This window comes from Deinococcus taeanensis (assembly GCF_020229735.1).
Taxonomy (GTDB): domain Bacteria; phylum Deinococcota; class Deinococci; order Deinococcales; family Deinococcaceae; genus Deinococcus; species Deinococcus taeanensis.
This window is the reverse complement of sequence record NZ_CP083457.1, coordinates 260,804-274,912: the sequence shown is the minus strand read 5'-3', so window position 1 is coordinate 274,912 and position 14,109 is coordinate 260,804. Positions and strand designations below refer to the sequence as shown.

The window sequence follows — 14,109 nt, the reverse complement described above, 5'->3', positions numbered from 1 at the left end:
ACGGAAAGAGGCCTGCTGATCCGCGAAGTTCGGGCCAGTCATCGTACAGCGTGCAGTTCTTCACCTTTGTCCTCGAGTCTTACGCTGGGTTGGTCAGGAGTTTCCCCATGACACTTGTTGCAAGTTGGCTGCTTTTCCTTCTGGGTATCGCTCATGTTCTTTTCGGGATGGCAAGGTATCGACCTCACTTTCAGGAGGCATTTTCAGAGGGATTTGTCGGTCGATTCAGTGGAGAGTACGGTCGCGCACTCGCCTTCTGGTTTACGATCATGGGCCTTCCCCTGGCTTTGATTGGCTTTTTGGCGGCCCACCTGGTATCGATTGGCGATCTCGGTACCGTTAAAATCATTGGATTCGCCCTTTTGATGACTGCCGTCACTGGCGTGTTGGCCTTTCCAAAGTCACCTCTCTGGCTCCTTGTTCTGCTCTCGCCCATTTTTGTTCTGGGCGGATATGAAGTGATTTCCTGAGCAGTGACATGGGAGTTCACCCACTGCCCACTCCGCCCCTCACTCCGCTGTGTGCACCGCCCGTGCCCAACTGAGGGCGTTGCGGCCTGACATTGATTCTCTGGGGCAGGCCCCGCTGGCAGCTCACCTGTCCCCCTGTGCTCAGCTCGAAGAGCGCCACTTTGCGGCGCTGGAATGAATGGCGCGCAGCGCGCACCGCTATCTCGAGAGGACCGGTCCCCAACGTCTACAGCTGGAAGGGCTGGCTCAACTGTGACGGCCGTCTCCAGGCACAGTGGCCAGAGGCCTGCCCCCTCCGGGATGGGGAGTTCCTGCTCCCTGTATCCTCTGCACTCTGCTCAGGCTCCCAGCCGGAGTTGAAGCGCCAGTGCTCCCGTGCAGCATGGCCCAGGGCAACCCGACCAGTGACCTAAAAAATGAAGAGGCGCGGCGAACCTGATTCGCCGCGCCTCTTGTGACTCTTCACTGCACTTGAACAGGCTGGAAATATAATCGATACACGTGCAGAGGTTTTCGTTGTGGCCGAGCTGATTCCGTGAAAGGGCCCGGGCTGCGTGAACGGGCGCCGCTCCGGAGTGGGTGGGGTGGCCTCTGTTCAGTGGCCGAGGATCTTGCTGAGAAAGGCCTTGGCGCGGTCATGCTGGGGGTTCTGGTAGAAGGCTTCCGGGGTGGTGTCCTCGACGATCGTGCCCTGATCGAAGAACAGGATGCGGTCGGCGACCTCCCGCGCGAAGCCCATCTCGTGCGTGACGACGAGCATGGTCATGCCGCTGCGGGCAAGTTCCTTCATGACGTCCAGAACCTCCTTGATCATCTCGGGGTCCAGGGCGGAGGTGGGCTCGTCGAACAGCATGACCTTGGGGTCCATGGCGAGCGCGCGGGCGATGGCGACGCGCTGCTGTTGGCCGCCGGAGAGCTGGGCGGGGTACTTGTGGGCCTGCTCCTCGATGCCGACCCGGCGCAGCAGCTCCAGGCCGCGCGCCTCGGCGTCGGCCTTGCTCTGGCGGCGCACCCGCATGGGCGCGAGCGTGATGTTGTCCAGCACCGTCAGGTGCGGAAACAGATTGAACGACTGGAACACCATCCCCACCTCCCGCCGGATCGCGTCCAGGTTCTGGCGTCCGTTGAGTGGAATGCCGTCAATGGTGATGCTGCCGCTGTCGTGGGCGTCCAGGGCATTGAGCGTGCGGATAAAGGTGCTTTTGCCACTGCCGGAGGGCCCGATCACCACGACGACTTCGCCGCTGCGAACCTCGAGACTCACCCCCCGCAGGGCGTGAAACGTGCCGAAATGCTTGTGAACGCCGCTCGCTTGAATAATGGATGCCGTCATGGTTCTTTTCCTTCCTTACCGGGACGCGATTTTCAGTCGCCGTTCAAGAACGTCAGTGAACAGGGTGAGCACCGTGGTCAGGGTCAGGTACACTGCCGCGATCGTGATCAGGACTGGCACCGGCTGAAAGCTCTCACTCGAGACCCGCGAGCCGGCCAGGGTCAGCTCCAGCAGGGCAATCGACGACGCCAGCGAAGAGTCCTTAAGAAGCGCGACTTTGTTGTTGACCAGCGGTGGCGTCACGATCCGCAGCGCCTGAGGCATCACGACCGTCATCATCGTCTGCGTTCCGCTGAGCCCCAGGGACCGGGCCGCTTCGTTCTGACCGCGCGGCACGGCCTGCAGCCCGGCGCGGATCACCTCTGCGTTGTAGGCGCCGACGTTCAGGGCCAGGGCCAGCACTGCCGAGGAAAACTCGTTGAGTTCAGCGCGGATGCCCACGGACTTCAGCATGATGGGCAGCGCGTTGTACACGAACAGCAGTTGCACCAGCAGCGGCGTCCCGCGAATCACCCAGATGTAGGCGGCGGCCGGTACGCTGAGCAGCCGCAGCGGCGAGGTCCGGGCCAGGCCGGCGAATGCACCCACCACGAGACCCAGCGCGCCGGAGATCAGGGTCAGGATCAGCGTGGTGCGCGCGCCCTCAACGAACAGCGACGCTCTTGACCCGATCGGATCCGGGATTCGCGTCAGCACCGCGCTGATCACGAGAAACAAGGCGAAAAAGGCCGCGATGCCCAGGGCCGTCCATCCGGTGGCCGTCAACGCTGCGTGGGGCGTTCCGGGCAGCACGCGGCGGTCGCTTCTTACTTGCACCGGACGTCCTCTCCGAAGTACTGCTTGGACAACCTGGCGTAACTGCCGTTGTTTTGAGCGGTCTTGAGGCTCCTGTTCACCGCTTGAAGCAGGGTGGTGTTGCCTTTCGCCACGGCCATGCCCAGCTGCTCCTGAAAGAGCAGTTCGCCCTGCTGGAGGCGGCCTCCCGATTGTTTGAGGGCCTCCAGAGCGTAGAACTTCTCATTGACCATGGCGTCTACCCGCCCGCTGGTGAGGGCCTGCAGCGCGTCGCTGTTGTTCGGGTACAGCCGCAGGTTGGTGCTTCCTGTTACCGTCCGGATCTGCTCGGCATAGGTTGTACCCACCTGCGTGGCAATGACCTTGCCTTTCAGGCTGGCTACGGTCCGGGGGCCACCCGGCAGCGAGACGATCAGGCCGCCGCTGCAGTAATGCGGCGCGGTAAAGTCCACCGCCCTGGCCCGTTCGGGGGTGATGCCGTGGCTGGAGATCACCAGATCGAAGCGGTCCTGGTTGAGCCCGATCAGCAGCGAGTCGAAACGCTGGTTGATCCACTGGGGTTTCAGGCCCATCTGCCGCGCCAGCAGGTTCCCCAGGTCGTACTCGAAGCCTTTCATGGTCTTGCCCTCAAAGTACGTAAACGGCTTGAATTCGGCGTTGGTCGCGATGCGCAGGACGCCGGAGGCCTGAATGTCCTTCAGGGTGCCGGCCTGGGCGTGTCCCAGGGCCAGAACGGCGCACAGCAGCAGTGACGGGGTGGCACGCAGCATAAACAACTCCAGAGGGGGCCCGCGCCGCTGGAACGGCTCGGGAAAGGAGGCGCCCTGAGGGTCGCCGGTGACGGGGTTGGATGGGCAGACAGCAGAACCTTGGTTGACGGAGGTTATAGCTGCGGACTGGTTGCCTCACAAGGCCAGTTTTGTGCGAAGTTCACCAACCAGTTTGCACCTGCGCCTGCGGTCCCCCTGAAGTGCCGGGGCCTCCGCGGGTCGGCGCAAAGCGGCGCCGCGCTGCGCCAGTGCGGGTGGCCGGCGAGCTGCACTGGCCCCGGCGCGGCCACCCGATCCAGGCCGGCAGAACGTGCGCGGCCCCCCAATGGGGGGGCCGCGCACGTCGCTGAAACCTAGTCGGTCAGGGCGCGCGGGTTTCGCCGGCCGCCTGGGCAATCGCAGCGCACAGCACGCCGGCGCTGCGCTGAATCTCCGGGACGGTCAGCCCGCCGTACCCGAGCAGCAGCCCGTTCCGGTCCGGCAGGCCCAGGTAGTACGGGGCCAGCGCCGGCACGATCACGCCCTGCCTGAGGGCCTCCTCGATCACCTGCTGGGCGCTGACATCCGGGTTCAGTTCAAGGTGGGCGTGCAGGCCGGCGTCCAGGCCCATCAGGCGGGCATACGGGCGGATGGGCTGCAGGGCCAGGTTGACGGTCGCCCGTTTCAGGGCATAGGTCTTGCGCATCCGCCGAATGTGTCGTTCCAGATGCCCCTGGGTGATCATCAGGGCCAGGGCCCGCTGCACCGGCCAGGAGGTGTGAAAGTCCGCCTTGCTCTTGATGCGGAGCAGCCGGTCTCGCAGGGCGCCAGGCGCTACCACATAGCCCACCCGGACCGCGGGGGACAGCACCTTGGAGAAGGTGCCGAGGTAAACGACGTGGCCGCTGGTGTCCAGCGAGGCCAGGGAGGGCAGCGGTGAGGCGCCGTAACGGAATTCGCTGTCGTAGTCATCTTCGAGAATCAGAACGTCGTGCTGCCGGGCCCATTCCAGCAGCGCCAGGCGCCGCGGAATGGACAGCCGCACCCCCAGCGGAAACTGATGTGAGGGGGTGGTGTACACCATGACCGGCGCCCCCGCGCCGCTCGGCAACGCACTGAGCTGCAGGCCATCCTTGTCGACAGGCAGGGGCAGAATCTGGGCGCCACTTTCCTGCAGGATCTGACGTGCGAGGCGGTAACCGGGTTCCTCGAAGCCCACCTGGTCGCCCGGCGCCAGGACTGCCTGAGCAATCAGGTTGACGCCCTGCACAGCGCCCGAGGTGATGATCACGTCGTCCGGTGAGCACACGAAGCCCCGGGCACGTTTCAGGTACTCAGCGACCGCCTCTCTCAGCAGGCTGTCGCCGGCCGGCGCTTCATAATCGGTCGGCAGGTCACTCTCGGCAACCTCCCGCCACACGCGGCGCCACTCACTGTGTCCCAGGGTGGAGGTGTCCGTCTGGCCGACCCGGAACTCCACCTGATCACGGGCGATGGCGTCTTCCACCTGCGGTTCAGGGACCTGGCGCTGCAGCCAGCGGGCGGTCGGTTTGGGCGCGGGCCGCGTGGCCCGCAGGTCCAGCACCTGTGGGGACAGTTCCTGAGCCACGAAGGTACCTGAGCGGTCCTTACCCACCAGGTAGCCTTCGGCCAGCAGGTCCTCGTACGCTTCAAACGCAATGTTGCGGCCGATGCCCAGGGCGCTGGCCAGCGCCCGCGTGGACGGCATGCGCTGGCGTGGTTCCAGCTGCCCCTGAGCGATGGCGGCGCGCAGTTGCCGGGCGAGCTGTTTGGTCAGGCCCACCTCGCTGGTGCGGTCGAGGACCAGCGGGAGGTCGCCGGGCGCCACAGCCACCTGCCGGCTTCGCCGCTGAACTGGCTGGTTTATTTGAGTCTGATCTGGCACTTTCGCTCCTCCCAGATCATGCTTACTCTTTGCGAGACAGGAGTCAACCAGCGTCCCACTCACCGTCCAGCGTCACCCCGCTCCGTGCGGGGTGAGGAGGCCCCATGCCCACCCCACGCCCACAGCCGGAGTGCTCTGCGCCCACGCCCCCGCCTTTCCCTGCCTGCGCCAGCCATCCGGCGCTCCGGTCCCTGCTGCCCCGGGCCCTCACGCACGTGTCGGTCTACCCGACCGTGGCGGCCGCCACGCGCGCAGCCCTGCACCACGCCCGGCGCAGCACCGGCCGGCGCGAACTGATCTCCACGGTCCCCGCCGACGGCCTGAGCGCCACGGCGCCGGACGGAAACCTCCGGCACCTCGCCTACGGTGACCTTCACGCCCTGGAAGCCGCTGCCGGTCCCGAGGTGGCCGCCGTGATGATCGAGCCGTTCTGCGGTGAACGCGGCCTGGCGCCGGGCAGTGAGGCGTTCATGCGGGCCGCCCGCGCCTTCTGCCGCCGCTCGGGCGCCCAGCTGATCATCGACGAACGACACACGGGGTTCGGTCAGACCGGCCGTGTTCTCGCGCTGGACCACGCAGCGGTCGCGCCTGACCTGCTGCTGCTGGCCCCCACCGGCCCGGCTGGCCCCGGTCTGCTCGTGAGTGGGAAAGCGGCCGGCAGCCCGCCGCCCGACGAACCGGCCGCGCAAGCTGTCCTTCAGGGCCTGAACACCCTGCGCCGCTATCAACGGAGCTGGACAGGCCCCGGCGGTTTCAGTGCCGGGGCCGCGCTGGCCCGCCAGCTGAGGGCGCTGCCTCACGGCGCGTGGGGCCGGGTCCAGCACATGGGCAGCCTCGTGAGCGCCGAGCTGCCCGACCCTCACCACGGGGCCGGTCGCCGCTCCATTCCGCCTGCCCTGGCCGCCCTCACCGCGGCGGGCATTCACACCACCCGCTGCGGCCGTGCGTTGAGATTCCACCTGCCGCCCGGCACCGACGTGCTCAACGAAGTGTTGCCGGCCCTCAGGCACGCGGGGGGCGCCTCATGAGCGCAGCGCGGCCCGCCCTGACCGGAGCAGGCGCCGAGCCACCCGTCACCATCGTGTATGGGCGCGGCCCACGGGCGGCGCGGCTCACCGCCCGCCTGCGCCGGCACCTGGCCGCCCTGGGCCTCACCCCCGACCACGGGCAGCAGCGCGTCCTGCTGGTCGACGAACGGGGCCTGGTGTTGCGTGACCGCCTTGGCCTCGAAGCGTACAAGGTGCCCGTGGCCCTGCCCGATTTCCCGCTGCGCGGCTGGCCAGCCGGTGGTCTCGGTCCCGGTCTGACGGAAGTGATCCCGGCCGCCCGGGCCACCTGCCTCATTCACGATACGCACCTGCCGCTGACGCCCGCCGCTCTCAACGCCCTGCGCGCGAACACCGGCGCGCCGCTGCTGCACGTGCTGCGCGGTGACCACTCCCTCTGGAAAGGACTCCACCCATGACCCTGACTGCCCCCACCCCACCCCCGCGCAGGACCGCCCCCGCCCCCCACACCCCGGACGCGGCGGCAGGCCCGCTGTCCTACCTGGACCCGCAGCATCCTGGGCCATACGCGATGTTCCTCGATCAGGTCGACCGGGTCGTGCCGTACCTGGGCCCACTGGCCGTCTGGGCCGAGACGTTGCGCCGGCCCAAGCGGATCCTCGTCGTGGACGTGCCCATTCACCTGGACGACGGGTCGGTGGCCCACTTCGAAGGCTACCGCGTGCAGCACAACACCTCCCGCGGCCCCGCCAAGGGGGGCGTGCGCTACCACCAGGACGTCACCCTCTCGGAAGTGATGGCGCTGTCGGCCTGGATGACGGTGAAGAACGCGGCCGTCAACCTGCCGTACGGCGGCGGGAAAGGCGGCATCCGCGTGGATCCCCGGACCCTGTCCCAGGGTGAACTGGAACGCATGACCCGGCGCTACACCAGCGAAATTGGCCTCATCATCGGCCCGGACAAGGACATCCCCGCGCCGGACGTCGGCACCGGCCCGCAGACCATGGCGTGGATGATGGACACGTACTCCATGAACGTGGGGCGCACCACCACCGGCGTCGTGACCGGCAAACCGGTGTCGCTGGGCGGCTCCCTGGGCCGCGCCGACGCCACCGGACGAGGGGTGTTCGTGACCGGTGCCGAGGCCATGAAGAAACTCGGCATGTCAATGGAAGGCGCACGTATCGCCGTCCAGGAGTTCGGGAACGTAGGAGAAGCCGCCGCCCGCATCTTCCACGCGCACGGCGCGAAGATCGTGGCCATTCAGGACGTCACCGGCACCATCGCCTGCGCCGCCGGAATTGATCCGGCCCTGGCCCTGACCCACCTGCAGCGCACCGGGGCGATCACCGGTCTGACCGGCACAGACACCCTGCAGCCCGATGAGTTCTGGGACGTGGCGTGCGACGTGCTGATTCCCGCCGCCCTGGAAAAGCAGATCACCCTGGAAAATGCCGGGCGCCTGAAGGCGAGGCTGATCGTCGAAGGCGCCAACGGTCCCACCCTGCCCGCCGCGGACGACCTGCTGGCCGACATGGGCGTGACCGTGGTGCCGGACGTCCTGGCCAACGCCGGCGGGGTCACGGTGTCCTACTTCGAGTGGGTCCAGGATTTCAGTTCGTTCTTCTGGTCCGAAGAAGAAATCAACCACCGGCTGGACCGCCTCATGCGCGAAGCGTTCCGCAGCCTGTGGGACGTCAAGGAACACTACAACGTGACGCTGCGCACCGCGGTGTACATCGTGGCCTGCACCCGGGTCCTCGAAGCCCGCGCGCTCCGGGGCCTCTACCCTTGACTGCGGCGCCCACGGAAGAGTCGCGGCCTGCTGCACGCGCCGGTGCCTGCCCGTTACACGACGTCCTGCTGAACCTGCCCCAAGCCGCGCAGCGCCTGAAGCTGCCCGTGCCCAGCGTCCGGGCCCTCCTGCACCAGGGCACGCTCCCGAGTGTTCAGATGAACGGCCAGCTGCACGTGACCGAAGGCGCACTGAAAGCCTACCTGAGCCGGCCAGGCCCGGACCCGACGGTCCGTGCACTGCAGACGTGGGCGCTGAATGTGCTGCATTTCCTGCGCGTCCTTGAGGACCACGACATGCGCCGCACGCTGCCAGAACGCCTGTACCGGGTGCGGCGGCGCCTGACCGGCCCGCTGCGGACCTGTGCGGAGGACCTCCTGCGCGGCGCTGCGGACCACGACGTCCTCAGGGTCGCCGACTGCGCCTGGGCGGCGTGGCTGCAGGTCAAGGCTTTTGAGAAGGAAAACGGTCCGTTCAGCGTCGAGTTGCGCGCCACACTGACCCCGCCCGACCCCCGGACGGGGGGATGGAGCCCGCAGCACCGCGCGACCAGGCCGTGGAGACAGAACCTTCTGACGTCTGAACGGTACATGACCGCGGTATAACCCCGCCGCAGGCCCGTGAGGTCCCCGCGCATCCCGCAAGGGGGGAGCTGACCTTGAGCTGCGCCTGTCCGGTTATCAGTGCGCGCCCCCCTGCTTCCCGGTGTGCCCAGGGGTGAGCGCATCGCTCACCCCATCCCCTCTTCCCGGCAGATCGGAACTGCGCGGTGATGGCCGTGCTGGCACACGCAGCGGAGAAGCAGAGCGCGTCTGCGCAGATGCACGGCAGTGCTTCAGACGGCAGGTCACCTGGTCCCGAGGACGCTGACGGTGATGGGCCGGGCGACCAGGTCCGCACTGTTCAGGTGGACGGGCGCATAGGGAGAGCTGGAGCCACACGGGCCTGGTGTCAGCCCGGGTTGGCCCACGGTGCATTGGCGGTGCGGTGAAGGTGCGGTGAAATGGTCTGGTGATGGGCCGACTTGCTGCGGAGCTGGAGGTCAAGTCTTGTGGAGCGGGAGCTTGAACACTGACCCGCACCGAACGAAGTTGAGGCCGCGACAGCAGGGGCGCGGGAACAGACGGTCAGCCTTTGCGCAGGCCAGGCTCGGTTCCCCGTTCGAGCAGCCGGGATGTGGAGGTGGAGCGGTGCCGGCCGCCATCCCGCAGACTGCGCGCCGCTGCCTTTATTCCCATAAATCCGAGCGGAATGGTTGACTTTACGGCAGGCCGTTTCATAAAGTGCAGGCCATGATTCGTCACGCCTTCCTTGCCGTCCTTGGCCTCGCCCTCACGAGTGGCGCCCTCGCCGCCCCCAAGGACCACGTCAAGTTCGCCGTCACCCTCGAACAGATGCGCGGCCACTACGATGCCAGCCTCCTGAACTACCGCAACGGTGACCTCGCCATGGCCGCCAAACATGCCAAGCACCCGGCGAACGAGCTGTACGCCGCCGTCCAGAGTGATCTCACGCCCGCACTGCGGCAGAAGTTCCAGGCGGACTACACCCGCATCAACCAGACGCTGGCCACGAAGAAGCCCTCCGCGGACTACCAGAAGGTCCTGAATACCTTCTATGCCGATGTCGACGCGGCGCTCGCCCTCCTCGGCGACCTGCGCAATGACCCGAAATTCGCGGCGCAGGTGATCGCGCAGATCCTCGAAAGTGCCGAGCACGAGTACGAAGAAGGCGTGCAGGGCAGCAAAGTCACCAATCTCGCCGAATACCAGGACGCCGTGTATTACGTCGCCCGCGCCCAGATGTGGTTCGACAGGAACGCGAAAAACTTCCCCCAGCACCAGCGCGAGGAGACCAGCGAGGCGCTCAAGGACGCCGTTGCCGTCATCGCCCGCAAGGGTGACATCAAAGCGCTGGAAAAGGCCATTGACCAGGCAAAGGAGGAACTCGCGGAGATCAGCGGCGTGCAGCAGGCCGCGAAGGGCAGCAACGCCACGTATTTCGCCGCCATCGACCGCCTCCTCGCCGCTGCGAAGAGCCACTACGCGGGCGGGATGGGTGGCGCCGCTGAGGAGGCCCTCATCGACGCGTACCTGGAGAACTTCGAGTACCTCGAAGGCCCCCTGGGCCAGAAGGACAAAGTCCTGGAAACAAAACTGGAGAAGACGCTGCGCGAGGACCTGCGGGCCCTCCTGAAAAGCAAACCCAGCGCGCAGAAGTTCAACGCCGCGGTTGACGCCGCCCTCGCGGACCTGAAAAAGGCCCGCGCGTTGCTGGGCGAGTAAGACGTGAGGCGCTTCCTCGTCCTGCTCCTGGCCCTGCTCGGTGTGGCCCTGGCCGCGCCCGGACAAGTCAACGTGCCCGGCGAACTCCGCACGGCGCATGATCTGGTGACCCGCAGCCTGCACGAGTACGCGGCCGGTCAGAGAGAGGCGGCCTACAGGACGGCCCGCGCGGCGTACCTCGATCACTTCGAGTACGCCGAGCCACCCCTGCGCGTCCTGAACCCGGATCTCATTCTGGAAATGGAGTACCGCTTCGCGGACCTTCGCAACGCCATGAAAAGCGGCGCGAATGTAAGCGAGTTGCGCGCCATCGCGGGCGATATCGACGACAGCCTGCGCAAGGCCGAGAGCATCGTGAATGGCACCGGCGTCCTGGCGCCCACCCTGGCCGCGACCGGAGGCTTCACCATCCTCTTTCGCGAGGGGCTGGAAGCGGCCCTGCTGATGGCCGCGATCCTGTCGTATCTCGCCAGCACCCGCAACGACCGCCTGCGGGGCGGTGTGTGGTGGGGGGCCGGGGCGGCCCTCGCGGCCACCGCCGCCACTTGGTTTGCAGCCACCTACCTGCTTTCCATCGCGCCCATCTCACGTGAGCTGATCAGCGCGGTCACCAGCGTCATCGCCGTGATGATCCTGTTCTACCTGTCGTTCTGGATGCTGCAGCAGAGTGACCGCAAGCAGAGCGCGGAGTTTATGCGGGCCCGCGTGTCACAGGCGGTGCAGAGCGGCAGCCTGGCGGCCGTCGCGCTCGTAACCTTCACGACCATCTACCGCGAGGGCTTCGAGACCGTGCTGTTCTACCAGGCGCTCGCGGTCGCCAGTGGTCCGGTCCTGGGGTATATGTACCTGGGGATTGCGCTGGCCGGTCTCGCGCTCGTGGCTGTGTTCGCGGTGATCTTCCGACTGGGGCGCCGGGTGCCCACCCAGCGCCTCTTCCCGGCACTGGTCACCGTCACGGCGCTCTTTGCGGTCGCTTTCGTGGGCAACGGCGTCCGGGCCTTTCAGGAGGCAGGCTGGCTGCCCGTGACCAATCTGTACGGAAAGATGCCGACGCTCGACCCCAACGTGGCGGCCCTCACCGGCCTGCATCCCACCGCCGAGACACTCGCGGCGCAGGGCCTGATGATCCTCGTGTACGTGGTGGGCTTCATCCTGTTCCGCGCCCGGGAGCAGCGCCGCCCGCAGCGTGAGGCACCGGTGTGACGCACCGGCCCCTGTCAGTCCGGATCGGCATCGACGTGGGCGGTACCTTCACCAAGGGTGTCGCCCTCGGTCCTGACGGACAGATCCTGGCCGTCTCCCACGTGCCCACCACCCACCGGCACAGGCTGGGGGTGGCTGCCGGCGTGCTGGATGCCCTGCGCACCCTGCTGGGTGATCTCCCCCCCGGCGCCGTCCCAGCCCTCGTCGCGCACTCCACCACGCAGGCCACGAACGCCCTGCTGGAGGGGGACACGGCCCTCGTCGGCATTCTCGCGCTCGGCGAGGCCCGCGACGAACGGCGGGTGCAGTCGGTCACCCGGCCGCCGGCGGGTCTGCAGGCGCGGCACGCCTTCATCGCGACGGACCTGCCGGAGTTCGGCGTCCGGGTGCAGGCCGTCCTGGCCCGCTGGCGCGCGGAGGAGGTGGGCGCCGTCGCCGTGTCGCAGGCCTTCAGCGTCGATGACGCGCACTTCGAGCAGCGCGCCGGGGACCTCGCGCGGCAGGCGGGCTTCCCGGTGAGCCTGGGAAGTGACCTCTCCGGCGCGTACGGGTTGGAGATGCGAACCCTGTCCGCCACCGTGAACGCCAGCATCCTGCCGACCATGGTCCGCACCGCCCGGCACGTCCGCGACGCGGTGAGTGAGCTGCTCCCGGGCACACCGCTGCTGATCGTCCGCGGGGACGGCGGCGCAGCCGACCTGCGCGCCTTTGAGGAAACGCCCCTGCACACCGTCGTGAGCGGACCGGCCGCGAGCCTCGGTGGAGCGATCCTCGCGCACGGCGTGATGGACGGCGTGTTCTTCGAGGTGGGGGGGACCAGCACGAACATCGGCGTCATCAAGGACGGGCAGCCCGCCCTGAAGTACATGACAGTGATGGACGTCCCCACCGGCCTGCGCGCAGCGGACATCCGCATTGCGGGCGTGGCGGGCGGCAGCCTGGTGAGGCTGCGGGGGCGGCGGATCGAGGACGTGGGGCCCAGAAGCGCGCACATCGCGGGCCTCCCGTACGCCAGTTTCGCCTCGCCGGACGCCCTGACCGGCACGCGGCTGGCATTGATCGCCCCCAGCCCCAGTGACCCCGCCGACTATGCGGTGTTGGAGACCCCGGCCGGCCAACGGTTTGCCATTACCCCCACCTGCGCCGCGAATGCCCTGGGCGCAATTCCCGAGGGCGGATACGCGCACGCCCACCCGCAGAGCGCCAGGCTCGCATTGGGGCTGCTCGGGCAGCACCTGGGGACGAGCCCGGAGGCGGCGGCGCAAGCGGTGCTGGAAGCCAGCGCGGAGAAGCTCACCCGGACGGTGCAGAGCCTGGTCCGCGCGTATGGCCTGCGCGGCACGCCGCTGTACGGTGGGGGCGGCGCGGCGAGCGTTCTCGGCCCGGTGGTGGCCCGGCGCCTGAAGGTGCCCTTCGTTCCGATTCCGCACAGCGACGTGATCTCGTCCATCGGCGCCGCCCTCGCCGTCATCCGGGTGGAACGCGAGCGCAGCGTCACCCGCCAGGACCCCACCATCGCGGACCTGCTTGAACGCGAGGTGGGCGACGAGGCGGTGCGGCTGGGCGCGGACCCCGCGTCGATGCGGGTCGAAACCCAGTACAGCGCCCGTGAAGGCCGCCTGCGGGCCGTGGCAACCGGCGCGCATCCCCTGAGTGCCCGGACCCGCCCGCTTGACGCGGATGAGTTGCAGCAGCAGGCCCGGCAGGTGCTGGGTGATCAGGCCCAGCTGGTGCTGGGCGGGACCCATCACACGCTGTTCGTCGCCTCACGGGTCCGGCGCAGCCTCCTTCGCCGGGCGGAGCAGCACGCGGCCCTCGTCCTCGACGGGCGAGGGGTGCGGCTGCTGCGCTTCGAGGACGCCCAGGTGCTCACCGGCCGCCCGCACGACGCCCTGGACCGCTTGAAAGCTCTGCTCGCCGGGCGGGCGGTCGCGCCGCATGTGGCGGCCCTGACCCCCTCCCGGCTGCGGGACTACGCGCACCTGCACGACCCGAACCTGTTGCTGCGGCAGCTCAGCGACAACCTGCGGCTGGAGAGCCAGGTCGCGCTCATTGTCGAGCAGTGAGCCTCCATAGGAGAATCCAGTCATGCTGTACCGCCGTCAACGCAACCTCTCTCCGCTGCTCGTGACCAGCGCGGCCGTTCTCGGTCTCGCGCTGGGCTTCTTCGCTGGCCGCGCCACCGCGCCGCAGCCGACCCTGGCGAGCCTGCTCACGCCCGGGGTGGAGCACGCGCGCAAAGCCTCCGGCGCGCTCGAAATTGCCGCCCTGGAGTACGCCCGCGCCCAGGAGGGCAATGCCAGCAGCCGCGACGCGGCCCGAAGTGCGGCCCGACAGGCGCACGCTGAACTTGACGCGGCCACGCTGCTCCGGCAACTGAATCCGGGCGGGTTCCGTGAGGCGCAGGCGGCGCTGGCGGCCCTCACCGGCGACATGGACGCCCACCGCAGCGCCGATGTGATCCAGGCCGACGCAGCGCGCGCGCAGGCCGCGCTGCGGGTGCTTCAGGGCGTCGCCAGCCCCTGAGCGCAGCAGGCCTCCTGACCTCTGCTGCCCGGGAACGCCT

General features: G+C 68.0%; 13 protein-coding genes. 9 read left to right on the top strand and 4 right to left on the bottom strand.

Annotated elements, in window-relative coordinates:
• The first annotated feature begins 107 nt into the window (after positions 1 to 107).
• Positions 108 to 470, top strand: a complete 363-nt coding sequence (locus LAJ19_RS17040) for a DUF6463 family protein (RefSeq protein WP_225523693.1) — start codon at positions 108 to 110, stop codon at positions 468 to 470.
• Between the two features lie 595 nt (positions 471 to 1,065).
• Here LAJ19_RS17040 and LAJ19_RS17035 read toward each other — a convergent pair.
• The 4 genes from LAJ19_RS17035 to pdxR form a co-directional block, all read right to left on the bottom strand.
• Positions 1,066 to 1,803, bottom strand: coding sequence for an amino acid ABC transporter ATP-binding protein (locus tag LAJ19_RS17035; protein WP_225523692.1), 738 nt, complete (start codon positions 1,801 to 1,803; stop codon positions 1,066 to 1,068).
• 15 nt (positions 1,804 to 1,818) lie between these two features.
• Positions 1,819 to 2,592 carry an amino acid ABC transporter permease gene (locus LAJ19_RS17030; RefSeq protein WP_432804256.1) on the bottom strand — a complete coding sequence of 258 codons (774 nt, stop codon included), beginning with the start codon at positions 2,590 to 2,592 and terminating at the stop codon, positions 1,819 to 1,821.
• A gap of 17 nt (positions 2,593 to 2,609) precedes the next feature.
• A complete protein-coding gene (locus LAJ19_RS17025; protein WP_225523691.1) occupies positions 2,610 to 3,368 on the bottom strand; it encodes an ABC transporter substrate-binding protein in 759 nt (252 codons plus the stop codon).
• Positions 3,369 to 3,729: 361 nt separating this feature from the next.
• Positions 3,730 to 5,196: a MocR-like pyridoxine biosynthesis transcription factor PdxR gene (gene pdxR, locus LAJ19_RS17020; RefSeq protein WP_225523690.1), complete on the bottom strand. Its 1,467-nt coding sequence runs from the start codon at positions 5,194 to 5,196 to the stop codon at positions 3,730 to 3,732.
• A gap of 161 nt (positions 5,197 to 5,357) precedes the next feature.
• On the opposite strand from pdxR, the gene LAJ19_RS17015 reads away from it, so the two are divergent.
• The 8 genes from LAJ19_RS17015 (at position 5,358) to LAJ19_RS16980 (ending at position 14,069) form a co-directional block, all read left to right on the top strand.
• Positions 5,358 to 6,281 (top strand): aminotransferase class III-fold pyridoxal phosphate-dependent enzyme, encoded by a 924-nt coding sequence (locus LAJ19_RS17015; protein ID WP_225523689.1) that lies wholly within the window; start codon positions 5,358 to 5,360, stop codon positions 6,279 to 6,281.
• Complete coding sequence (locus LAJ19_RS17010) at positions 6,278 to 6,718, top strand: malic enzyme-like NAD(P)-binding protein (protein ID WP_225523688.1); 441 nt, start codon at positions 6,278 to 6,280, stop codon at positions 6,716 to 6,718. The genes LAJ19_RS17015 and LAJ19_RS17010 overlap by 4 nt, the downstream gene beginning before the upstream one ends.
• A complete protein-coding gene (locus tag LAJ19_RS17005) occupies positions 6,715 to 8,055 on the top strand; it encodes a Glu/Leu/Phe/Val family dehydrogenase (protein WP_225523687.1) in 1,341 nt (446 codons plus the stop codon). Before LAJ19_RS17010 ends, LAJ19_RS17005 begins: the two co-directional genes overlap by 4 nt.
• 107 nt (positions 8,056 to 8,162) lie before the next feature.
• Complete coding sequence (locus LAJ19_RS17000) at positions 8,163 to 8,660, top strand: hypothetical protein (RefSeq protein WP_225523686.1); 498 nt, start codon at positions 8,163 to 8,165, stop codon at positions 8,658 to 8,660.
• 687 nt (positions 8,661 to 9,347) lie between these two features.
• Positions 9,348 to 10,340, top strand: coding sequence for a 4-helix bundle domain-containing protein (locus tag LAJ19_RS16995; protein WP_225523685.1), 993 nt, complete (start codon positions 9,348 to 9,350; stop codon positions 10,338 to 10,340).
• A gap of 3 nt (positions 10,341 to 10,343) precedes the next feature.
• Complete coding sequence (locus tag LAJ19_RS16990) at positions 10,344 to 11,543, top strand: FTR1 family iron permease (protein ID WP_225523684.1); 1,200 nt, start codon at positions 10,344 to 10,346, stop codon at positions 11,541 to 11,543.
• Complete coding sequence (locus LAJ19_RS16985; RefSeq protein ID WP_225523683.1) at positions 11,540 to 13,609, top strand: hydantoinase/oxoprolinase family protein; 2,070 nt, start codon at positions 11,540 to 11,542, stop codon at positions 13,607 to 13,609. The genes LAJ19_RS16990 and LAJ19_RS16985 overlap by 4 nt, the downstream gene beginning before the upstream one ends.
• A gap of 22 nt (positions 13,610 to 13,631) precedes the next feature.
• Positions 13,632 to 14,069, top strand: a complete 438-nt coding sequence (locus tag LAJ19_RS16980; RefSeq protein ID WP_225523682.1) for a hypothetical protein — start codon at positions 13,632 to 13,634, stop codon at positions 14,067 to 14,069.
• Positions 14,070 to 14,109: the final 40 nt, after the last annotated feature.